The sequence below is a fragment of the Kitasatospora sp. MAA19 genome (assembly GCF_029894125.1).
GTDB lineage: Bacteria > Actinomycetota > Actinomycetes > Streptomycetales > Streptomycetaceae > Kitasatospora.
Genome location: NZ_JARXYZ010000019.1, coordinates 130,458 through 152,652, shown reverse-complemented (window position 1 = coordinate 152,652; position 22,195 = coordinate 130,458). Strand labels below are relative to the sequence as shown.

At 72.4% G+C, this 22,195-nt stretch carries 18 protein-coding genes; 15 read left to right on the top strand and 3 right to left on the bottom strand.

What is annotated here, in order from left to right:
* On the top strand, window positions 1-519 hold a 519-nt coding region (locus tag P3T27_RS26400), incomplete at its 5' end, for a M24 family metallopeptidase (RefSeq protein WP_280682724.1).
* Between the two features lie 146 nt (window positions 520-665).
* Here the strand turns inward: P3T27_RS26400 and car are convergent.
* Together car and P3T27_RS26390 are read right to left on the bottom strand one after the other, a co-directional pair.
* Window positions 666-4,199 (bottom strand): carboxylic acid reductase, encoded by a 3,534-nt coding sequence (gene car, locus P3T27_RS26395; protein ID WP_280682722.1) that lies wholly within the window; start codon window positions 4,197-4,199, stop codon window positions 666-668.
* Between the two features lie 113 nt (window positions 4,200-4,312).
* Window positions 4,313-5,704: an MFS transporter gene (locus P3T27_RS26390; RefSeq protein WP_280682720.1), complete on the bottom strand. Its 1,392-nt coding sequence runs from the start codon at window positions 5,702-5,704 to the stop codon at window positions 4,313-4,315.
* Window positions 5,705-5,996: 292 nt separating this feature from the next.
* Between P3T27_RS26390 and P3T27_RS26385 the strand changes: the two genes are divergently transcribed.
* The 12 genes from P3T27_RS26385 (at window position 5,997) to P3T27_RS26330 (ending at window position 18,192) form a co-directional block, all read left to right on the top strand.
* On the top strand, window positions 5,997-7,631 hold the full coding sequence (locus tag P3T27_RS26385) for a 2-isopropylmalate synthase (RefSeq protein ID WP_280682718.1): 1,635 nt from the start codon (window positions 5,997-5,999) through the stop codon (window positions 7,629-7,631).
* Window positions 7,628-8,131, top strand: coding sequence for a MaoC family dehydratase (locus P3T27_RS26380; RefSeq protein ID WP_280682716.1), 504 nt, complete (start codon window positions 7,628-7,630; stop codon window positions 8,129-8,131). The genes P3T27_RS26385 and P3T27_RS26380 overlap by 4 nt, the downstream gene beginning before the upstream one ends.
* The gene (locus P3T27_RS26375) at window positions 8,128-9,090 is read left to right on the top strand and encodes a 2OG-Fe(II) oxygenase family protein (RefSeq protein ID WP_280682714.1); all 963 of its coding nucleotides are present in this window, start codon (window positions 8,128-8,130) and stop codon (window positions 9,088-9,090) included. Before P3T27_RS26380 ends, P3T27_RS26375 begins: the two co-directional genes overlap by 4 nt.
* Window positions 9,087-9,932, top strand: coding sequence for an aldolase/citrate lyase family protein (locus P3T27_RS26370; RefSeq protein WP_280682713.1), 846 nt, complete (start codon window positions 9,087-9,089; stop codon window positions 9,930-9,932). The genes P3T27_RS26375 and P3T27_RS26370 overlap by 4 nt, the downstream gene beginning before the upstream one ends.
* 54 nt (window positions 9,933-9,986) lie before the next feature.
* On the top strand, window positions 9,987-10,892 hold the full coding sequence (locus P3T27_RS26365) for a hypothetical protein (protein ID WP_280682711.1): 906 nt from the start codon (window positions 9,987-9,989) through the stop codon (window positions 10,890-10,892).
* On the top strand, window positions 10,889-11,803 hold the full coding sequence (locus P3T27_RS26360; RefSeq protein ID WP_280682710.1) for an alpha/beta hydrolase: 915 nt from the start codon (window positions 10,889-10,891) through the stop codon (window positions 11,801-11,803). Before P3T27_RS26365 ends, P3T27_RS26360 begins: the two co-directional genes overlap by 4 nt.
* On the top strand, window positions 11,800-13,026 hold the full coding sequence (locus tag P3T27_RS26355) for an aminotransferase class I/II-fold pyridoxal phosphate-dependent enzyme (protein ID WP_280682708.1): 1,227 nt from the start codon (window positions 11,800-11,802) through the stop codon (window positions 13,024-13,026). The genes P3T27_RS26360 and P3T27_RS26355 overlap by 4 nt, the downstream gene beginning before the upstream one ends.
* Window positions 13,023-13,922, top strand: a complete 900-nt coding sequence (locus P3T27_RS26350; RefSeq protein WP_280682706.1) for an ornithine cyclodeaminase family protein — start codon at window positions 13,023-13,025, stop codon at window positions 13,920-13,922. The genes P3T27_RS26355 and P3T27_RS26350 overlap by 4 nt, the downstream gene beginning before the upstream one ends.
* A 23-nt stretch (window positions 13,923-13,945) precedes the next feature.
* Window positions 13,946-14,152, top strand: a complete 207-nt coding sequence (locus P3T27_RS26345) for a hypothetical protein (protein ID WP_280682704.1) — start codon at window positions 13,946-13,948, stop codon at window positions 14,150-14,152.
* Window positions 14,145-15,626 (top strand): amidase, encoded by a 1,482-nt coding sequence (locus P3T27_RS26340; protein WP_280682702.1) that lies wholly within the window; start codon window positions 14,145-14,147, stop codon window positions 15,624-15,626. Before P3T27_RS26345 ends, P3T27_RS26340 begins: the two co-directional genes overlap by 8 nt.
* Window positions 15,627-15,673: 47 nt before the next feature.
* Window positions 15,674-16,789 (top strand): Xaa-Pro peptidase family protein, encoded by a 1,116-nt coding sequence (locus tag P3T27_RS26335; protein ID WP_280682701.1) that lies wholly within the window; start codon window positions 15,674-15,676, stop codon window positions 16,787-16,789.
* A 77-nt stretch (window positions 16,790-16,866) separates the two neighbouring features.
* The gene (locus tag P3T27_RS26330; protein ID WP_280682700.1) at window positions 16,867-18,192 is read left to right on the top strand and encodes a hypothetical protein; all 1,326 of its coding nucleotides are present in this window, start codon (window positions 16,867-16,869) and stop codon (window positions 18,190-18,192) included.
* A gap of 97 nt (window positions 18,193-18,289) precedes the next feature.
* Here P3T27_RS26330 and P3T27_RS26325 read toward each other — a convergent pair whose 3' ends face one another.
* A complete protein-coding gene (locus P3T27_RS26325) occupies window positions 18,290-19,687 on the bottom strand; it encodes an aminopeptidase P family protein (RefSeq protein WP_280682698.1) in 1,398 nt (465 codons plus the stop codon).
* Between the two features lie 441 nt (window positions 19,688-20,128).
* On the opposite strand from P3T27_RS26325, the gene cseB reads away from it, so the two are divergent.
* Together cseB and P3T27_RS26315 are read left to right on the top strand one after the other, a co-directional pair.
* Window positions 20,129-20,869 carry a two-component system response regulator CseB gene (gene cseB / locus P3T27_RS26320; protein ID WP_280682697.1) on the top strand — a complete coding sequence of 247 codons (741 nt, stop codon included), beginning with the start codon at window positions 20,129-20,131 and terminating at the stop codon, window positions 20,867-20,869.
* Window positions 20,870-20,883: 14 nt separating this feature from the next.
* Window positions 20,884-22,191 (top strand): HAMP domain-containing sensor histidine kinase, encoded by a 1,308-nt coding sequence (locus P3T27_RS26315; protein WP_280682696.1) that lies wholly within the window; start codon window positions 20,884-20,886, stop codon window positions 22,189-22,191.
* The last annotated feature ends 4 nt before the right edge of the window (window positions 22,192-22,195 follow it).

Below are 22,195 nucleotides of genomic sequence, written 5' to 3'. Positions count from 1 at the left end.
ATCACCCGCACCCTGCCCGTCAGCGGCCGCTTCACCCCCATCCAGCGCAAGGTCTACAACGCCGTCCTCGCCGCCCAGGACGCCGGCATCGCCGCCGTCAAACCCGGCGCCGCCTTCCGCGACTTCCACCACGCCGCCCAACGCACCCTCGCCGAACACCTCGTCTCCTGGGGCCTGTTCGGCGACCGCGACGCCGACGAGGTCTACCACCTCGGCCTCCACCGCCGCTTCACCCTCGCCGGCACCGGCCACATGATCGGCCTCGACGTCCACGACTGCGCCCTCGCCCGCACCGACCTCTACGTCGACGGCACCCTCGAACCCGGCATGGTCCTCACCGTCGAACCCGGCCTCTACTTCCAGAGCGACGACCTCACCGTCCCCGAGGAATACCGCGGCATCGGCATCCGCATCGAAGACGACATCCTCGTCACCGACAACGGCAACGAAAACCTCTCCACCACCCTCCCCCGCACACCCGACCAGGTCGAAACCTGGATGGCGACGCTGCGAGGCTGACCGACCGGGCCGACCGCCCGTGGCCGTTCACCCGGCCGCGGGCGCTCTGCTGCCCGGCCACCACCGGGCCACGACACCGAACGGCCGACCGCACCCACCGGGAGCGGTCGGCCGTACTCGATCCGGATCAGGCCGGTCAGAGCCGGTCAGAGCAGGTCGAGCAGCCGCAGGTCCGCGACGCACTTGCCGATGAACTCCGGCGAGAGCGACGGCACGAGGCCGCTGCCGACACCGAGGTCGCCGACCGCCGCGGTGAACCGGGTGGCCGGGGTCGCGGAGCCCGCCCGCGGCTCGCCCGGCTTCGCGTACGCCGCCAGCAACGGCAGCAGCGACAGCCGGCGTTGGTGGTCGGGCAGGCCCCGCAGCGCCGCCTCGAAGCGCATGTGCCACTCCCGGTGGTCGTCGAACCGGGTGATCGGATGCCCCGCGTCGATCAGCCAGTCCACGATCTCGTCCAGCGAGACGCCGTCGTCGTTCGCGTTGACGGTGTTGTACGTGACGTACCCGTCGGCGTTCCGGGCGCTGAGCGAGGCGATCGCCTCGGCGGTGAAGTCGACCGGCAGGCCGCTGTAGTGGGCCCGCCGCCGGTTGCCGTCCTGGTCGAGCCGGTAGAAGGAGCGCGGCGCCATGCCCGTCGCGAGGACGCTGACGATCAGCCGGGTGAACCGGTCGGGCAGGTTCAGTTGGCCGGGCAGGCGGCTGTGGGCCAGGATCATGTCGGGCCGGAACACCGTGACCGGCAGGCCGGTGCGCTCGTGCGCCTCCCGCAGCAGGACCTCACCGGCCCACTTGCTGGTGGCGTAGCCGTTCGCGTCGGACTCGTTCAACTGCCGGGCCGGGGCTGCCGTGCGGATGTCGACCGCCTCGTCGAGGAGCGTCCCGTCGGGCTGCATCGCGGCGGCGATGGTCGAGACGTAGGCGAACCGCTTCGGCCGGCCGGTGAGCGCCAGCCCGATCAGCTCCGCCGTCGCACCGACGTTCGGTGCGAACAGCCGGCTGTACGGCAGCACGTGGTTGACCATGGCCGCGGCGTGCACGATCCGGTCGGTCTCGGCGGCCAGGCGCTCCCAGGTCTCGTCGTCGAGGCCGAGCTTCGGCGCCGCCACGTCCGCGGCCAGGACGTCGAGGTGCTTCACCGCGACGGCGTCGAACCAGTCGGTCCGGTCCCCGGCCGCGGCGCGCAGGCACTCGACCACCCGCTGCCGGGCGGCCGCGTCGTCGGCGGCCCGGGCGAGGCAGGTCAGCCGGCCGCCCGTCCCGGCGACGCGCTGGAGCCATTCGATCGCCAGGAACCGCCCGAGGTATCCGGTCGGCCCGGTGAGCAGGACGTGCTCGGCGGGAGCGGTGCCGTCCGGGGCCGGGGCCGGCCGCTCGGAACGCCTCTCGTCGAAGCCCTGCCCCGCCGGGAAGTGATCGAGCGTCAGGTCGCTCGCCCGGGCCTCGGCCGCGTCGCGGCCGTGCACCGAGGCGAACGTGGCACGGGGCGTCTGCGGCCCGCGCGCCGAGCCGAGGTGGTCCGCGATGCGGGCCAGCGTCGAGGTGGGGCTGAGGATGGCCTGGACCGGGACCTCGACGTCGAAGACCTGCTCCAGGACCGTCGAGAACGTGTGCGCCGACAGGGAGTCGCCGCCCAGGTCGGTGAAGTTGGCCTCCGGACGGACCAGCGAGGAGGGGTAGCCCAGGGTGATCTGGACCGCGGTGAGGACCGCCTCCAGCGGTGCGACGTCCTGGCCCTCGGCCCGCAGCGCGGCGAACTGGCCGGCCCGGCCGGTCGCGATGTCCGCGTACTGCTGCTCCAGCCGGGCGCCGTAGTGCTCCTTGAGGACGGGGCGCAGGAGCTTGCCCACTCCCGAGAGCAGCCCGTTCTCGATCGTGAACGGCTGCCGCTCGACGAGCACGTCGTGCGGGACCTCGTACGGGTAGAGGCCCGCTTCGTGGGCGAGTTCCCGCATCGAGTCGAGGACGGCCGCCCGTACCGCGGCATCGTCGGCCTGCCCCAGGCGGTTCTGGTCGGGGACCACCACCGCCAGCAGGAACGCCTGCTCGCTGCTGCCGTAGACGTAGATCTGCGCGATGTACGGGCTGGTCGAGTACAGCGACTCCAGCCGGGAGACCGCGACGAACTCGCCCTGCGAGAGCTTCACGACGTTGTTGATCCGGTCGACGTAGACCAGCCGGTCGGGCGCCAGCTCGGCGACCACGTCGCCCGTCCGGTAGTAGCCGTCCTCGTCGAAGGCGCGCGCGGTGGCCTCCGGCTGCTTGTAGTACCCGGGGACCAACCCGGCCGACTTCAGGCGCAGTTCGCCCCGGGGGTGCGGTTTGTCGGTCGCGAAGTAGCCGAGCTCCGGCACGTCGACGAGCCGGTAGTCGAGGACCGGGGGCCGGCGCACCTGCTGGTCGACCACGACGGCCCGGGTGGTCTCCGTCGACCCGTAGCAGTCGGTGATCTTCACACCGAGGATCGAGGCCATGAAGGTGTGCATCGGCGCCGACAGCGGCGCGCTGCCGCACAGGGCACTGATGATCCGTCCGCCGAGCATGCCGTCCCGCACCTGGACGCGGGCGGCGGCCTCCGCCTCCGGGCGGGCGGCGCCGGCGCGGCCGAGGCGGTCGGCCTCCAGGAGGTAGCGCTGGTACACCATGTCGCAGATTCTCGGCACCAGGCTCAGCACCGTGGGCCGGGACAGGCGGATGTCGTCGAACAGCGTCGACATGTCGCCGCGGGCCGCGAAGAACCCGATGCCGCCGGAGGCGAGTCCGGAGATCAGCCACGAACGGCCGTTGACGTGGCTCATCGGCATGTAGTGCAGGACGATCGTCGGCACCGGCAGGTCGCCGGCCCTGGCCATGCCGGCGCCGGCCTTCTGCCACATTCCGGTGAGCATGGCGGCGGTGTAGATCGCGCCCTTGGGCGTGCCGGTGCTCCCGGAGGTGTAGATCAGGCCGCCCAGCCGGTCCGGGTCGCCGTCGCACGGTGGCACGGCCGGCAGCCGGCCGCCGCGGTCCAGCTCCTCCGGCAGTGACGCCACCGAGGCCCGCCCGCCCAGCTTGTCGACGGCGTGCCGCAGGGCGTCGCGGTGGTCGTCCACGCGCGGGTCGTAGTCGAAGACGACCAGGCGCTCGATGGAGTCGGACGCCAGGACGGTGTCGACCGCGGCGCCGATCGAGCCGATGTCGGCGGCGAGCAGCCGCGGCTCCGTCTCGGCGACGACCGGGGCCAGCCGCACCGCGGACGATCCGGTGGCCAGCGGCACCGGCACCGCCCCCAGGTACATGCAGGCCAGGTCGATGGTGGCGTAGTCGACGCTGGTGAAGCCCAGCACCCCGACGAAGTCGCCGGCGCGCAGGTCGCCGCCGGCCGGGTCGGCCCAGGCGGTGGCGAGCCGGCCGACCCGCTGCCACAGCTCGCCGTAGGTCACGGTCTCGAAGGCGGGGAGGAGTTCGAGGTGGTGGCGGCCGGTGGCCGGGTCCTGGACGAGCCGCTCGGCCCGGCGGCCGAGAGCCGGCCGGTCCGCGTAGCCGTTCATGGCGGCCGCGATGGCGCCGACGAGGCCGCCGTCGGCGCCCAGGACGGCTGCGGCGACCTCCGAGGACGGGACCGCTCGGGCGAATTCGGGATCGTTCGCGTGCAGTGCCGCGGCCAGGGAGGCTATGTCGCGATCCGGCTGATGCTCAGACATGAGTGCTCCGGTTGTGAGGAGTCCGATGAACCGATGCCGCGGAGGCCGTGCGTCCGCGGGACCGCGCCCCGCCGGGAGAGAGAGCGGGGCCGTGCTCGCGTCGGGACGGTCCGCTAGGCCGGGCCCGCGGGCAGCCGTCGGGCGCCGAGGCCGACGGCCAGCGCCATCAGCAGGTAGATGACGACGGCCGCGAACGCCGGTGCGGCGATGCCCTTCCCGGACTGCAGACCGCCGAGCAGCGCGACGCCGATCATGGTGCCCGTCGACCGGCCCGCCGACAGCATCCCGCTGGCGATCGCCGAGCGGTGCGCCGGGGCCGTCGCCATGACCAGGGTGATCTGGGGCACCGTCGCCAGGCCGAAGCCGAGCCCGATGAAGAGCAGCCCGATGCCGGTGCCGACCGGCGCGTCTCCGCCGATGAAGGTCAGCAACAGCCCGCCGACCAGGGTCAGCAGGACCGAGATGCCCAGGACCCGGGGGGCACCGAGCCGGGCGTGGACGCGTCCGGCGACCAGGGGCATGAAGGTGATCGGCAGGGCGGAGGGCAGGAAGCACAGTCCGGTGGTGACCGGATCGTACCCGCGCACCTGCTGGAGGAACACGCTGATGGAGAACACCAGTCCGTAGTAGCCGGCGAAGAGCAGCAGGCCCGCCGCGACGAAGTTGCGGAACCCCGGGGCCCGGAACAGGTCGCCCGGGATCATGGGGAACGCGTACCGGCGCTGCCTGACCACGAAGGCGGCGAACGCGACGACGGCCACCGCCGCCGCCACCACGGGCAGCGGTCGGGTCCACCCCAGCTCCCGTCCCTCGGTCAGGGTCAGCGCGACGCCGCCGAGGAGGACGATGACGAGGAACTGGCCGAGCGTGTCCTGGGGCTCCTTGCGCGCGGCCCGTTCGCCCGGGGGCATGTGACGCGCCGAGAGCCACAGGATGATCAGGACGACCGGCACGTTGACCAGGAAGATGCTCCGCCATCCCACCGCCGCGACCAGGGCGCCGCCGAGGATGGGGCCGAACGCCACCGGACTTCCGGCGGCCATCGCCCAGACCGAGACGGCCTTGGCGCGGTCGTCCGGGTCCCGGTAGGTGTCGGTGAGCATCACCAGGGTGGCGGGTGTGAGGAGCACGCCCCCGAGTCCCTGCAACGCCCGTGCGACGACGAGCGCGGCGCCGTCGGGTGCCAGCCCGCACAGCACGGACGTCACGCCGAACACGGCGACGCCGAGACGGAACATCGGCACCGCGCCGAACCGCCCGACCAGCGCGGCCCCGGCCAGCACCAGGCTGGCCATGATGATCACGTACGCGTCGACGACGAGCTGCATCGTCGCCAGGCTGGCGTGCAGGCCGGCCCGGATCTCCGGGATCGCGACGTTCACGATGCTGATGTCGATGACGATCATCCCGGTCGCCAGGCTGGCCGCCGTCAGAACGCGGCGCGGTCTCAGGGGTGTACTCGCCACGTCCGGCGCGTCGTTGTCGAGACTGGTCGAGTTGGCCATGAGGGTGCCATTTCACGTGAGCGGTGAATTCATGCCGGTCGTGTCGCGAAATCCTATCCCCGACGAAACCCGTGGCGTCAACCACGGGAGGTGCCGATCTGGTCCGAATGCGACGAATTGGTCCGATTCCAGGGTCAGGTCTAGAAGATCCTCTGCTTCCCCGCGGAGCCGGGCCCTCCGTACTGTCGGAGCACCGAGAACAGCGAGAGGCGGCAGCATGGGAGCACGAAGAACTGCGTCACCACTGCCTTTCCCGGAGCGGAACCGCGGAATTCTGCAGCGCCCGTCGTCGATGCCGTTCCAGCGCTATGCGCGGAACGAGCCGACACCGACGGCGGGTTGGCTTCGACGATGGCCGGACCAGGCGCTCGATCGGGCTCCGGTATGGGCTTCGGTCGACCTCCGGGACGGAAATCAGGCGCTGGCCGAGCCGATGGACCCGCGCCGTAAGAAGCGGATGTTCGAGTTGCTCGTCGCGACGGGTTTCAAGGACATCGAAATCGGATATCCGGCGGCCAGCACCGACGATTTCGACTTCGTCCGGGAATTGGTCACCAAGGACGGAATTCCGGACGACGTGACGGTTTCGGTATTCACGCCGGCCCGTCCGGAACTCATCGAGCGGACCTTCGAGGCGATTCACGGGGCCGAACGCGCGACGGTGCACCTGTGCCACGCGACGGCCTGCCTGTGGCGCGAGGTCGTGTTCGGCATGTCGCGGGACGAGGTCCGGCAGATGGCCGTCGACGGCGCGGAGCACATGGTGCGCCTGGCGGAGCGGACCCCCGGGACGGACATCCGGTTCGAGTACTCGCCGGAGACGTTCAACCTGACCGAGCCGGAGTTCGTGCTGGAGGTCGCGGACCTGGTCACGAAGATCGTCGGCGCCTCGCCCGACCGGCGGTTGGTGCTGAACCTCCCGACCACCGTGGAGACCCACTCGCCCAACGTCTTCGCCGACCAGGTCGAGTGGATGCACCGCAACCTCGACCGGCGCGAGTCGATCATCCTGTCGGTGCACCCGCACAACGACCGGGGCACCGCCGTCGCGTCGGCCGAGCTGGCGCTGATGGCCGGGGCCGACCGGGTCGAGGGCACACTCTTCGGCAACGGCGAACGCACCGGCAACGTCTGCCTGGTGACGCTCGCGCTCAACCTCTTCAGCCAGGGCGTCGACCCCCAGCTGGAGATCTCCGACATCGACACCGTCCGCGAGATCGTCGAGGACTGCAACCGCCTGCCGGTGCACCCGCGGCACCCCTACGTCGGAGACCTGGTGTACACCGCCTTCTCCGGCACCCACCAGGACGCCATCGCCAAGGGCCTGGCCGCGCTCGCCACCCAGGCCGGGCGCGAGGGCCGGGAGGTCGGGGAACTGCCCTGGCAGGTCCCGTACCTGCCGATCGACCCGAAGGACGTCGGTCGCGACTACCAGGCGATCATCCGGGTGAACAGCCAGTCGGGCAAGGGCGGCATCGCCTACGTGCTGAAGGCCGGTTGGGGCGTCGACCTGCCGACGGAGCTGCGCCGGGACTTCGCGACCGTGGTCCAGAACACCGCGGACACCCTGGGGCGCGAACTGGAGCCGACCGAGATCTGGCAGCTGCTCCAGGACACCTACCGCCTCGACGACTCGCTCGCGTCGCCCTCCGCGGCCGACGAGCACGAGGTCGTCGCGCAGCACACCGCGGCGCACGGGGTGAAGTTCACCCAGGTCGTGGTCACCACCGCGGCACCCGCGGCCGGCGAACCGACGGCCTGCTTCGCCGCGCTGGACGCGGACGGGCGGACGGTCTGGGGGATCGGCCTGGCGGCCACGGCCGCCGACGCGGCGCACCGGGCGGCCCGGTCCGCCCTGCACCGGGCCGGCATCGAAGGCCGGACCGGCACCGAAGGCCGGACCGACACCGAAGGAGGACAGCAGTGAGGGCGAACTCTTACGTCGAAGTGGCCCCCGGGGTCTTCCGGGAGGACGGCGGCCTGTACTACGAGGACTTCGTCCCCGGCGAGGTCGTCGAGCACCGCCCGGGCCGGACGATCACCATGAGCGACAACGTGTGGAGCTCCCTGCTCTGCCTCAACCAGCACCCGCTGCACATCGACGCGGTGTACGCCGAGAAGACCGAGTTCGGCCGGCTGCTGGTGTCGAGCCTGGTCACCTTCGGGATCGTCAACGGCATGACGGTGGGCACCATCAGCGCGAAGGGCACCGCCAACCTCGGCTGGGACAAGGTGCGCCTGACCGCCCCGGTGTTCGTCGGCGACACGCTCTACGCGCAGACCCGGATCGTCTCCAAGCGGGAGTCCGCCAAGCGGCCCGGCGAGGGGATCGTGACCGTCCACAGCTCCGGCCAGAACCAGGACGGCGTGACAGTGATCGAATTCGAACGGACGATTCTCGTCCCCCGGCAGGAGGCGGACCGATGATCCCGGTCATCACGCTGGCACCCGAGCTCGCGCAGGCGGGCAACGACGACGCCGAACGCAAGGTCGCCGACGAGATCTCCGAGGCCTGCCGGCACACCGGGTTCTTCGTCGTGCGCGGCCACGGGATCGCCCCCGAGGTCTTCGACGACGCCTACGAAGCGTCGCTGCGCTTCTTCGGGCGCCCGCTGGACGCCAAGCGCGAGCTCCCGATGCGGACCAGCACCGCGCGCGGCGACAACGACTACAGCCCGTACGGATACAGCGCCCTGCTGTCCGAGAACGCGTTCGCGTACACCGGCAAGCAGGGCATGCCGTCGGACTACGTCGAGAAGTTCAGCGCCGGGCGACTGATCCTGGACGACGACGAGGACCTTCCCTTCCCCGCCGACGAGGAGGGCGCCCGGCTGCGCGCGGCGCTCAAGCGCTACTTCGCGGCCTGCGAGAGCGTCTCGGGCCGGATCGCCGAGCTGCTGGCGCTGACCCTGGACCTGCCGCGCGACTTCTTCGCCACCCGCACGGACACCTCGAACGACTCGCTCCGGTCGCACCTCTACCCGGGCGTCGCCCCGGAGTTCCTCAACGACCAGGGCATGGGGGAGCACACCGACGGCACGCTGATCACGCTGCTCACCCAGGACGGCCCCGGCCTGCAGCTGCGGGACCTCGCCGGCCGCTGGCTGGACGTCGAGGTCCCGGAGCGCGACAGCTTCATCGTCAACATCGGTGACCTGATGGCCCGTTGGTCGAACGACGAGTACGTCTCGACGCCGCACCGGGTCCGGCTCGCCGACCGGCGGCGGCAGTCCATCGTGTTCTTCAAGCTGGCCAACGACGACACCGTCATCGAGTGCTTCCCGAAGTTCACGGCGGACCGCCCCGCGAAGTACGAGCCGATCCGCTACGAGGACTTCTCGCTCCAGAAGATGAACCTGCTGTTCGGAAGGGAGAGTGCGCAGTGAAGTCCTACGCGAGCCTTCTGTACACCCCGGCGCTGCTGCTGGCCTCGGTGGCCAAGCCGGGCAAGGTCCAGGCGGACATGCTGGTCCTGGACCTGGAGGACTCCACCCACCCGGCCAAGAAGGCCGAGGCCCGCGCGATGCTGGCCGCGGCGGACCTGACGCAGGCGGGCCTGCCCGCCCTCGGCATGCGGGTGAACAGCATCGCGACGCCCGACGGCCTGGAGGACCTGCGGATGCTGATCGCGCTGGACGCCGTGATCGGCGGCGTCCCGCTCGACGTGATCTTCATCCCCAAGATCGCCGGCCCCGGCGACGTGGCGATCTACCGGGCCCTGCTGTCGGGCACCTCGAAGCCGCCGCAGATCTGCAGCTTCATCGAGACCCTGGACTCGGTCGAGAACGCCTTCGCCATCGCCGAGGTGAGCGACGGCCTCTGCTTCGGCCAGGCCGACCTGACGGCCGAGATGTACGCCGAGAACGAGACCTACCTCGACTACGCGCGGGCCCGGCTCTGCGTCGCGGCGTCCCGGCACCGGATCCCCGCCATCGACACCAACTCGTTCGAGCTGCACGACCTCGACGTGGTCTCGGCCGCGTGCCGGGCGGCCCGGGACGCCGGCTTCACCGGCAAGGCGGCCATCCACCCCCGCCAGGTCGACCCGATCGCCGAGGCGTTCACGGTCGGACCGGAGAAGCTCGCCGAGTACCGGCGGGTCGTCGAGGACTACGACTCCACGCCGTACGGCTTCGCGGTCGAGAAGGACCGCGTGCTGGCCCCGCCCTTCGTGCTGCAGGCCCGGCGCATGCTCCAGCTCCACGCGGCCGACACCGCCGCCTCCTGACGTTCCGTCACTCCCTCCCGCACCTGCACCCGCACCGACGAATCGGGGAATCCCATGAAGACCCTGCCGCAGTACGCGATCATCGACGTCTCCGCCCACCGCACCGAGCTGGTCGACGGCCGCCTGCAGGCCGTCGGCGACGAGATCGTCGCCGAACTGGTCCGCCTCGTGGCCGAGGGAGACGGCGTCGCCCTGTGCCACGGCCTCGACCGGACGCTGGCGAGCCACGGCCTGGACGTCCACAACGACCAGGACGCCGCCGTGGCCCGCGACTACCTGGAGTCGCTGTTCCGTGCCTTCGGCGCCCGGGTGGACGTCGCCCCCTACAGCCCGGTCGTGATGGACTACGACCGCATCGCCGGCATGGACGTCGACGGCTACAACAAGAACACGGCCTTCACCCCGAACGGCGACCACACCGCCGAGCGCGAGTTCCTGACCACCAAGTGCGTGCACTTCGACTCCGCCACGCCGTTCATCGGGAACATCTACGGCCCCAACACCAACATCCGGGGCGGCGTCCCGGTGGTCTGCGACACCCGCGCCTTCTGCAAGGACGCGGGGGTGGCCCCGGGCGACCTGGTCGAGCTGATGCCGCACAGCTACAACGTCGCGGTCCGCGAGGAGTACTCCGAGCGGATCCTGGCGGACTACGCCAGCGCGGTGGACGTCGACCTGTCCTCCGACCTGGTGATGGTCGTCCTGCTCAACGAGGTGGCCGGCGGCCTGGCACACGCCGGCTCCGAGCCCCGCCCGGTCGACCCGTCCAAGCCCTCCCGCCGCCCGATCCGGCACCTGGAGTACCAGTTCGCCGAGGGCGTCGAGCTGGCCAAGTGGTTCGAGCACTACGGTCTGGACGTCCCCGCGCCCATCATGCAGGCGCCCGACGGCGACGCGCGCGAGCGCTACCACCGCGGCATCGCCCCGGTCGGCGCCGAGGACGGGGCCTCCGAGCGATGACGTCCACCGAGAGCGGCGTGCCGGTCATGTCCGCCGGTGACGCCGCGGAGCTCGACGAGCTCCTGACGGTGCTCGCCGCGGACGAGTGGCCCGACGACATCGGCGAGGCACGGCAGTTCTACGACGCGTGGGGCACGCCGATCGCCGACGACATCGTGGTCGAGCAGCGCCCCGGCGGGTACCTGCTGACCCCGCCGAACGCCGAGGGCGCCCGGACCGGGCTCTACCTGCACGGCGGCGGATTCGTGTACGGCTCGCTGCGCAGCCACGGCGCCATGGTCGGGGAGATCGCCCGGGCGGCCCGCTGCCGGATGTTCTTCGTGGACTACCGGCGGGCCCCCGAACACCCCTACCCGGCGGCGCTGGACGACGCGGTGGCGGCCTACCAGGGCCTGCTCGCCGACGGAACCGCCCCCTCGGACGTGGTGTTCACCGGGGACTCCGCCGGCGGCGGCCTGATGCTCGCCACCCTGCTCAAGGTCCGCGACCTGGGCCTGCCGCTGCCGGCGGCCGCGGCGGCCATCTCGCCGTGGACCGACCTGACCGGCTCCGGGGAGACCCACCGCACCCTGGCGGACGAGGACCCGATGCTCAGCCAGCCCGTCGTGGCGCTGGTCACCGCGTCCTACCTGGCCGGCACCGCGCCGACCGACCCCTACGTGTCCCCGCTGTTCGGGGACGTCACCGGCCTGCCGCCGGTGCTCATCCAGGTGGGCAGCCGCGAGGTCCTGCTCAGCGACGCCGAACGATTCGCAGCCGCGCTGCGCGAGGCCGGCGGCACCGGCGAACTGGAGGTATGGTCCGGCATGGTCCACGTGTGGCACCTGCACCACGCCCGGCTGGGCAAGGCCCGCGAGGCCGTCGCCCGGCTCGGCGACTGGCTGCGCGAGCACAGCGGCGGTGCGCGATGAGCGAGGACATCACCGGCCCGCACCGGTACCGGAACAACGCGAAGATGGTGCCGGCCAGCGAGGCCGCCTGGGGCCTGTCCCAGAAGCACGGGATGCTCGGGCTGGTGGTCGAGGCCGTCGACGGCCAGAACCGGCTGCGCGAGATCCACACCGGACACGAGTTCACCAACCTGTCCTCGTGCTCCTACCTGGGGCTCAACAGCCACCCGACGGTGGTCGAGGCCGGGCGCGCCGCGCTGGCCGAGGAGCAGATCACCGGCCTGTCCATGGGCGAGTTCCGGATCCGCCTGGGCATCATGGAGCGGCTGGAGGAGGAGCTGGCCGAGCACTTCGGCACCCACGTGCTGCCGTCGGTGTCGTGCGGGGTGCTGAGCGCGGCGATCCTGCCGCTGCTGGCCTCCGGGCACCTGACGGACGGCGAGCCCCTCGTCGTGGTCTTCGACCGGTTCGCGCACTTCTCGATGAACTTCCTCAAGCCGATCATCGCCGACGAGACGCTGGTCCTGACCTGTCCGCACAACGACATGGAGTACCTGGAGGACATCTGCAAGCGGTACCCGCGGGTCGCCTACGTCTGTGAAGGCGCCTACTCCGTCGGCGGCACGGCGGACCTGGAAGGCATCAAGGCCCTGCAGGACCGCTACGGCATGTTCGTCTACCTGGACGACTCGCACGCGATGTCCGCGGTGGGCGAAGGCGGCGGGGGCTACGCGCGCACGGTCTTCGACGAGCTCGACTCCCGCACGATCATCGTCGCGTCGATCGCCAAGGCGTTCGGCAGCACCGGCGGCATCGCGATGATCGGCGACCGCGACGTCTTCGAGTTCCTCTACCGCTCCGGGCCGCTGGCCTGGTCGCAGGGGCTGCGGACCGCCGCGGTCGGCACCACCCTGGGCGCCCTGGAGGTCCACCGCAGCCCCGAGCTGGGCCTGCGTCAGCGTCAACTCGCCCGGAACATCGAGCTGTTCGACGAACGGCTGAGCGGCCACGGCCTGCGCGGCACCGGCTCGCACATCAAGTTCGTGGTGACCGGCGACAACGACCGCGCGGTGCGGCTGTCCACCGAGCTCTACGAGCGCGGCTACTACTGCTCCGCGATGTTCTTCCCGATCGTGGCGCAGGGCCAGGCCGGCGTCCGGATGATGCTGCGCGGCGACATGCCGACGGAGCTGACCGAGCGGTTCGCGGGCGACCTGCTGGACGTCCTGGCAGGGCTCGGGTGACCCTCGACCGCACCGAACAGCCGCAGCACTCCCTCGACGACGTCCGAGCCGTCGCCGAGCTGATGCGGACGGGCCTGCGCAGCGGCGCGGTACGGCGGATGGCCGTGCCGCTGCGGCAGGTCGTCGAGGACGAGCACGGCGCCAAGTTCCTGGCGATGCCCGCCGTCTCCGGGGACTTCGGGCTCTACATCTCCAAGACCGCCACCATCACCGACGGGCCGGGGCCGACCGTGACCTCCGTGGTCCCGGTGTTCTCCACCGGCACGGGGGACCTGCTGGCGGTGCTGGACGGCGCGGCCGTCACCGACCTCAAGTGCGCCGCCGTCACCGCCGTGGTCACCGACCGCTGCGCGGCCCCGGACAGTTCCGTCCTCGGCATCGTCGGGTCCGGGGTGCAGGCCTGGCAGCAGTACCTCGGCGTCGCGGCGGTGCGGGAGATCACGCAGGTGCGGGTGCACTCCCGCACCACCGCCAACGCCGAGGCGCTGTGCGAGCGGATCAGGGCCGCCGGAGCGGCCCGGGCCGTGGTCTGCGCCTCCGCCGAGGAGGCCACGGCGGGAGCGGACGTCGTCTCCACGGCGACGACGTCCGTACTCCCGCTGCCGATCTCCACCGACCTGCCGGAGCACGTGCACATCAACTGCATGGGCGCGCACACCACGCAGTCGCGGGAGCTCCCGCACACGCTGCTGGCCGCCGTCACGGTCGTCGTCGAGGACATCGGGATCGCCGTCGCCGAGGCCGGCGAGATCCACCGGACGGCGATCGACCTCACGTCCCTGGAGAGCGGCGAGCACACCGGGCTCGACGCGCGCCCGACCGTCTTCAGCTCCACCGGCCACGCCTCGCTCGACCTCATCACCTGCGCCCACCTGGTCGGGCACCCGCACCGCTGAACGTACCGAAGGGAAGACCGCACGTGGCACACGACGGCAAGGAAGAGGACACCGGAGCGCACGGCACCGAGCCGTCCCCGGCCGAGACCGCGGACCGGGAGTTCGCCTCCGTCCTCGCACGCCTCGGCATCGAGATGCCGTCCGACCTGGCGCCCGGCGTCCTGGCCGGCTACCGCCCGATGCGGGCGATGATGGAGCTGCTGCGCACCGTGGAGACCTGCGATGTCTGAGACCGACGCGATGTCCGGGACCGACGCCACCGGGCCCGGCGACCTCGCCGAGCTGACCGTCGCACAGGCCGGAGCGCTGCTGCGCTCCGGGGAGATCACCTCGGTGCAACTGGCCGAGCACGCGCTGGGCCTGATCGAGGCCCACGACGCGGCGCTGCACTCCTTCGTGCTGGTCACCCGCGACCAGGCCCTGGAGCGCGCCCGGCAGGCCGACCGGGAGCTGCGCGGCGGCCTCGACCGCGGCCCGCTGCACGGCATCCCGTACGCGCTGAAGGACATCTTCGACGCCGAGGGCCTGCCCACCACCAACCAGTCCCGGCTGACCGTCTCGGACGTCGCCGCCGGGGACAGCGCCGTGGAGGAACGGCTGCGGGCCGGCGGCGGCGTGCTGCTGGGCAAGCTGGCCACCTACGAGTTCGCGATGGGCGGGCCGAGCCCGGACCTGCCCTTCCCGCCGGCGCGCAACCCGTGGCACACCGAGCACATCCCCAGCGGCTCCTCGTCGGGGGCGGGCGTCGCGGTGGCCGCCGGGTTCCTGCGCGTCGCGTTCGGGTCCGACACCGCCGGCTCGATGCGCGGCCCGGCGTTCCACTGCGGGACGGTCGGCCTGAAGCCCACCTACGGCCTGGTGTCCGGACACGGCGCCACCCCGCTGGCGCCCACCATGGACCACTTCGGGCCGCTGGGCTGGACGGTGGCCGACACCGCCGCCGCGCTCCAGGCCGTCGCCGGGCCCGACCCGCGCGACCCGCGCACCCGCGACGCACCCGCGCCGGACTACCTCGGCGGCCTGACCGGGGACGTGAAGGGCCTGCGGGTGGCCTATTCGAGCGCCTGGTACGCCCACGACCCCGAGACCCTGCCGGAGATCACCGAGGGCATCGAACGGGCCCTGGCCCACCTGGAGGGCCTCGGCGCGATCGTCGAGGAGTGCAAGCTGCCGGCGTACGAACTGTTCAACGCCTGCGGCCGGATCGTCATGGCCGCCGAGGGCTTCGCCACGCACGAGCGGAACCTGCGCGAGGAGCCGCGGAAGTTCGGCCGCATCACCTACCAGAAGCTGCTGCCCGGCGCCGGGGTCGGCGCCGCGGACCTGCTGCGCGCGATGGAGCTGCGCCGCCGGCTCACCGAGGCGCTCGACCAGCGGGTCTTCGCCGACCACGACGTGCTGATCACCGCCTGCGGGCAGACCACCGCGGCCCGCTTCGACGCCTTCCCGCTCGACTGGCCGCCGCCGCGGCTGGCCAACGACATGCAGACCATCCCGTTCGCGCTCACCGGGCACCCGGCCATGTCCCTGCCGCTCGGGTTCGCCGGCAACGGCCTGCCGATCGGGGTGCAGCTGGTCGGACCCAGGTTCGGCGAGGCGGGCCTGTTCCGGGCCGGCACGGCGCTGGAGGCCGAGTTCGGCCGACGCGGCACCCGGCCCGCCCTGACCACGGGCGCGCCCGACGACCGCCACGCCACGGCCTGAACCATGGCGGCGAACCCGTGACGGACAACCATGACGGAGGAGCACCAGTGACCACGAGCGACCTCTACGGCGCCGACCGGCTGGCGACCGCCGCCCAGGCCACCGCGCAGGCAGGGCTGGACGCACTGCTGGTCAGCCCGGGCGCCGACCTGCGCTACCTCACCGGCTACGACGCCAAGCCGCTGGAACGGCTCACCTGTCTCGTGCTGCCCGCGGACGGTGAACCCCTCCTCGTGGTGCCGGAGTTGGAGCGGGCCGCCGCGCACGCCTCGCCGGCCGGCGGTCTCGGCATCGAGATCGTCGGCTGGGCCGAGACGGAGGACCCGTACGCCCTCGTCGCCGCCCGGCTGTCCCGCCGCACCGATCGCGTCGGGGTGGACAACCGGATGTGGGCCGAGAAGGCGGTGGCCTTCCGCGCCGCGCTGCCCGGCGCCCGCCAGGAGCTCGCCGGGCAGGTGCTGAACCCGCTGCGGGTCCGCAAGGGTCCGGCCGAGGTCGAGGCGCTGCGCCGGGCCGGGGACGCCATCGACCGGGTGCACGCCCGGATGGGCGAGTGGCTGCGGCCCGGGCGCACCGAGCGCGAGGTCGGCCGGGACATCGCCGAGGCGATCCTCGCCGAGGGCCATGTCCGGGTGAGCTTCGTCATCGTCGGCTCCGGGCCCAACAGCGCCAGCGCGCACCACGACCTGTCCGACCGGGTGATCGGGTACGGCGACCCCGTCGTGGTCGACATCGGCGGCACCACCGAGGACGGCTACTGCTCCGACTCCACCCGCACCTACGTGCTGGGCGAGCCGTCGCCGGACTACCTGCGCCTGCACGAGGTGCTGCTGGCCGCCCAGCGCCTGCAGACCGACTCCGTGCGGCCGGGCGTCACCGCCGGAGGGCTCGACGCGGTCGGCCGGGACCTGATCACCGACGCGGGCTTCGGCCCGGACTTCATCCACCGCACCGGGCACGGCATCGGCCTGGAAGGCCACGAGGACCCGTACATCGTGACCGGCTCCGAGCTGCCGCTGGAGCCCGGGATGGCGTTCTCCGTCGAGCCCGGCATCTACCTGCCCGGGCGGTTCGGGGCCCGGATCGAGGACATCGTGATCTGCACCGACGACGGGGGCGAGCGGCTCAACCGCACGGGCCGCGACCTGACCGTCCTGTCCTGACCGTCCTGTCCCGACCGGCCAGGCCGGACACGTCCTAGGCCGGACACGCTCCAACCCTCTCCCAGGAGTGCACAACCATGGAACACAGACCCACGGCCCCGAACACGGCCACCGTGACCGATCCCCGGCTGCTGCTCAACGCGCTGGACCACCAGTTCCGGGGCTTCCGGACCTTCTGGTTCGACCGGATCAGCCCCGCCGGGCCCGTCGTCCTGCCGGCCGCGCGCGGCGCCGAACTGGAGAGCGCGGCCACCCGGCTCGCCGAGCTGCTGCGGCGGGCCGCCTGGAGCCTGGGCGAGGACTGCCTGGCCCGGCACCGGGCCCTGGGCCTCGACGAGCGGCTGACCGGCTTCTACGCGGACGAGGAGTTCGAGCGGGCGTACGCGACGGCCATCGGGCGGCCGGACGTCATCCTGACCGAATCCGGCTGGAAGTTCATCGAGTTCAACTTCTGCGCGGCCACCGGCGGCCAGGTCTTCACCCACCTGCTCAACGACCTGTGGCGCCAACTGCTGCCCGGGCGGGTGGCGGCCTCCCTCACCCTCGGCGACCCCATGGCGGCGCGCAACGAGCTGCTGCGCGGGGTCCTCGACGACTACGGCCTGGACCCGCGGGTGGCGCTCATCGGCTACCTGCCCGACGTCGGCATCCAGGACCGCAGGTACTACGAGATCGAGATCGACGTCCTGCGCAGGGGCGGGATCGCCGCGGAGTACTTCGACACGGACGAGTTCGTCGACGCCCTCGCCACCCGCCGGGACGAGTTCCCGCTGGTGCTGGAGCGGGTCGTGCCGCAGGAATGGCTCGACGCCGGCCGGGACGCCGAGCAGCTGCTCGCCATCAGGAAGTGCGGCGCCACGGTGCTGACGCCGCAGAGCTCCTACCAGGCGGCGAACAAGCAGCTCTTCGCGGTGCTGTCCACCGGGCAGGACTGGATGACCGACCAGGACCGGGAGCTCGTCCGGCAGTACGTCCCCTGGTCGCGGAGCATCCGGGAGGAGCAGGTGGAGTTCGAGGGGGAGCGCCGGAAGTTGACCGACCTGCTGGTGCAGCGCCGGGAGGACTTCGTCCTGAAGCGGTCCGACGGGGACCAGAACGCCGACGTGCACCTCGGCTTCAGGACCGGCGCGGCCGAGTGGGAGGCGATCATCGCCAAGGCCGCGGCGGCCGGCACCTGGATAGCCCAGGAGGCCGTCCACAGCACCGGGATCGCCGCGGACGTCTTCGACGGCGACAGCGGCGAGTTCCTGAGCCTGTCCACCGGCGCGGTGTTCGGCCCGCTCATCGTGGGCGGCCGGATGGCCGGCTGCCCGCTGCGCTACGACGTCCCCGCCCCGGGCAACGCCGCACCGGGGACGGCGGGTTCGAGCATCCTGGGCACGGTCGGCTGGCAGTCGGCCTGAAACTGCGGCGGCCGATGACGGGGGCAGGCGGCCCCCGTCACCGGCCGCTGGGTGCGCCCGCCCTCGCGGGCGGGCGCCACCGACGGGCCGCGCGCGGTCAGCGCAGCGACGCCATCCACGCCTCGACCTCGTCCGCGCCGCGCGGCAGGTCCGCGGACAGGCACAGCGCGCCGTCGTCCGTGATGAGGAAGTCGTCCTCGATCCGGATGCCGATGCCGCGCAGCTCCTCCGGGATCGTCAGGTCGTCCGGCTGGAAGTACAGGCCGGGCTCGACGGTGAGGACGTGGCCGGGCTCCAGCACGCCGTCCAGGTACGCCTCGCTGCGGGCGGCGCCGCAGTCGTGGCAGTCCAGGCCGAGCATGTGGCCCGAGCCGCAGACGGTGAACCGGCGGTACAGGGCGGAGTCGGCGGCCAGCGGATCGTCGCCGCCGGGCAGCAGGCCCCAGGCGTCGAGGCCCTCGGCGATGACGCGCATCGCGGCGTCGTGGAAGTCGCCGAACCGGGCGCCGGGCCGCAGGGTGGCGATGCCCGCCGACTGGGCGGCGAAGACCAGGTCGTAGAACCGGCGCTGGACGTCGGTGAAGCGCCCGCTGACCGGCAGCGTGCGGGTGACGTCGCCGGTGTAGAAGGAGTCCGCCTCGACGCCGGCGTCCAGCAGCAGCAGGTCCCCGTCCCGCACCGGGCCGTCGTTGTGCATCCAGTGCAGGACGCAGGCGTGCGCGCCGGCCGCCGCGATGGTCTCGAAGCCCAGGCCGTAACCGTCCAGCCGGGCCCGCCGGTTGAAGGTGCCCTCGATCCAGCGCTCGCCCCGGGCCAGACCCGTGGCGGTGCGCAGCTCACCGACGACGTCGTGGAAGCCGGCGACCGTGGAGCCGACCGCGGTGCGCAGCTGCTCGACCTCCCACTCGTCCTTGACCAGGCGCAACTCCGACAGGAAGGTGAGCAGTTCGGCCTCGGCCTCGCGGGCCGGCGGCACCAGCGCGTCGACCAGCTCGTCCTCGCCGCGCAGCACCCGGGTCGGGACCCGCCCGGCGAGCGCCCGCTCCAGGTCGTCGCGGGCGGCGGCCGCCAGGCCGAAGGCGTCGGAGGTCTCCGTGAGGGTGCGGCGGCGGCCGACCCAGAACTCGCCGTGCCGCCGGGAGCTGTAGAACTCCGCGCCGTTCGGGCCGCCGTCGCGCGGCGAGCGCGGCCGGGTGAAGAGGGTCACCTCGTGGCCGTTGCCGAGTGGCTCGAAGACGAGGACGCTGTCGGGCACGGCCTGGGTGCCCTGCTCGGCGGTGAGGTGGATGAACGCGGAGTGCGGCCGGAACGTGTAGTCGAAGTCGTTGCTCCGGGCCTTGAGGCCACCCGACGGGATGACGATCCGCTCGCCGGGGAACCGCTCGGACAGCGCCGCCCGGCGCTTGGCCGCGAACGCCGCCCCGGGGACGAGCGGCAGCTGCAGGCCCGTATCGGCCCACCCCTGCTGGAAGTTCTCGGCCAGCGCGGCCGACACGGCACGATCGTGACTCCCGCGTGCCCCACCCTGTTGCGCCACCGCATGCCTCCGTATCTCGTGATCAATTGTGGAAGAATTATATAATTTCACATGTGACACTTCTAGGCCTTGGCCGGCGATTGTATCCAGCGGGTATCAGGTAGCGCGTGGTTGTCCGTCAAAGCGGTGGGCGACCCACCCCGGGAGGGCCGATCGGGAGCCGGACGGCCCTGGAGCCGGCGACCCCACGACCCGATTCCCCCGATCTGACCTGCGGTTTCTCTGAGGGAGGCGGGCCTCGGGGAGTGAGCCGCGTCCACCCGGCGGCGTCGGCGGTGGATCCGACGCCTGCCGTATCGTTCCTGTCGGGTGGCCGACTGTGCGTGAACGCACCCGAGACCCTCGCCCGGCCCATCTGAACATCCGAACATCCAATCACTCGAACAGGAGTCCGTCACCGTGTCCTCGTCCGTCCCGGCTCCGGCCTCCGCGCGCCCGGTTCGGGTGTTGCTCGTCGAGGACGACCAGCTGATGCGCCGGTCCTTCACCGTGGCGCTGGAGCGCTACGGCTACCGGGTGGAGGCGGCGGCCGACGGGCTGGCGGGCCTGGAGCTCTTCCGCGACGGGAGCTTCGACCTGCTGATCCTGGACGTGATGCTGCCCGCTCTGGACGGGATCGGCCTGTGCCGCAGGGTCCGGGAGAGCAGCCTGGTGCCGATCCTGATGATGTCCGCCCGCGGCGACGGGCTCGATGTCGTGGCCGGCCTGGAGGCCGGAGCGGACGACTACGTGGTCAAACCCGTGGACACCTACGTCCTCGTGGCACGCATCCGCTCGCTGCTGCGACGGGCGACCTACCCGTCCGCCCCGGGACCTGGACGGACCCCGGGCGGGGAGGCACCCGCGTCCGAGGGGGAGCTGCTGGTGTTCGGCGACCTGACCATCGACACCGGCGGACTGGAGGTGTCCGTGTCCGGCCGCCCGGTGGCGCTGACCCCGACCGAGCTGAAGCTGCTGCTGGAGTTCGCCGCCCATCCGGGCATCGTGCTGGAACGCCACACCCTGCTCCGCAACGTCTGGGAGTACGGCTGGGACGGCGACAGCCGGGTCGTGGACCTGGGCGTGCAGCGGCTGCGCCGCAAACTCGGCCAGGAGCGGATCGAGACGGTCCGCGGCTTCGGCTACAAGCTCAGGCGCTGAGGCCGGTGCGCCCCTTGCGCCGGCCGCGGCCGTCCCGCACGTCCCTGCGCTGGAAGATCGCCGCGCTGGCCGCGGCCACCGCGTGCCTGGTCGCGGCCGCGGTGGGCGTGCTGGTCCACCTGTGGACGGCGCACGACATCCGCCAGCGGGCCGAAGCACGCGCCTTCAACTCCGTGTACTCCGCCGTCGACACCTACCGGCGGACCGGAACGCTGGCGGACGGCGCCGAGCTCGATCCCGCCGAACTGCCCACCGCATTGCGCCGGCCGGCCGACGGCGACCGGCACATCGCCTACGACGGCCGCGTCGAAGGCAACGCGGGGCCGAGCGTCTGGGCCGCCCAACGGGTCGGCGGCCCGGGCAGCCCGGTGCTGGCCGTCCAGGTCAACATGAGCCCCGACCTCTACGGGCTGCGCCGGCTCGACGCGAGCATGGCGGTGGCGTCACTGGTCTCGCTCGCGGCCGCCGTTCCCCTGGCGGTCTACGGAGCCGGGCTGGTCGGCCGCCGGCTGCGACGGGTCTCCCAGACCGCGAGCCGCATTTCGTGCGGGGACCTCGACGCCCGGACCGGGCCCACCAAGGGCCGTGACGAGGTCGCCGACATCGCCGCCACCGTCGACCTCATGGCCGACAGCCTCAGCCGCCGGCTGCGCACCGAGCGCCGGTTCACCGCGGACGTGGCCCACGAGCTGCGCACCCCCGTCGGGGGCCTGCTGGCCGCTGCCGACCTGCTCCCGCCCGGCGAGACGGAGGACCTGCTGCGAGCCCGGGTGCGCGATCTGCGCGGCCTGGTCGAGGACCTGCTGGAGATCTCCCGCCTCGACGCCGGCGTCGAACAGGCGGTCCGCGCCCGCGTGCCGCTGGTCGCCGTCGTCGCCGAGGCCGTGGCGCGCACCGGACTCGCCACGGTGGTCACCGGGACCAGGACCGGGACCGGGAGTGGGACCGGCACCGGCACCGACGCGAAGAACGCGCAGACCGCCGGGACCGTGGAGACCGCCGGGACCGTGGAGACCGACCCGCGACGCCTTGAGCGGGTCGTCGGCAACCTCGTCGTCAACGCCCACCGGCACGGGCGCGCCCCGGTCGAGGTCACCGTCGGGGACCGGACGGTCGTCGTGCGCGACCACGGTCCCGGTTTCCCCGCGGACCTGCTGCGCGACGGTCCGCGCCGCTTCCACACGGACGCGACAGGGCATGGGTCGGGCCACGGCCTGGGCCTGACCATCGCCCTGGGCCAGGCCCAGGTCCTCGGGGCCGAGCTGTGCCTGGCCAACACCCCCGACGGCGGCGCCGTCGCCACGCTGCGCCTGCCGACCTGACCGC

Coding starts and splice junctions, on each gene's coding strand:
- P3T27_RS26340 (WP_280682702.1), top strand. CDS start 14,145: ATGTCTGAGACCGACGCGATGTCCGGGACCGACGCCACCGGGCCCGGC.
- car (WP_280682722.1), bottom strand. CDS start 4,199: ATGTCTGAGCATCAGCCGGATCGCGACATAGCCTCCCTGGCCGCGGCA.
- P3T27_RS26375 (WP_280682714.1), top strand. CDS start 8,128: ATGATCCCGGTCATCACGCTGGCACCCGAGCTCGCGCAGGCGGGCAAC.
- P3T27_RS26330 (WP_280682700.1), top strand. CDS start 16,867: ATGGAACACAGACCCACGGCCCCGAACACGGCCACCGTGACCGATCCC.
- P3T27_RS26390 (WP_280682720.1), bottom strand. CDS start 5,704: ATGGCCAACTCGACCAGTCTCGACAACGACGCGCCGGACGTGGCGAGT.
- P3T27_RS26365 (WP_280682711.1), top strand. CDS start 9,987: ATGAAGACCCTGCCGCAGTACGCGATCATCGACGTCTCCGCCCACCGC.
- P3T27_RS26385 (WP_280682718.1), top strand. CDS start 5,997: ATGCCGTTCCAGCGCTATGCGCGGAACGAGCCGACACCGACGGCGGGT.
- P3T27_RS26360 (WP_280682710.1), top strand. CDS start 10,889: ATGACGTCCACCGAGAGCGGCGTGCCGGTCATGTCCGCCGGTGACGCC.
- P3T27_RS26355 (WP_280682708.1), top strand. CDS start 11,800: ATGAGCGAGGACATCACCGGCCCGCACCGGTACCGGAACAACGCGAAG.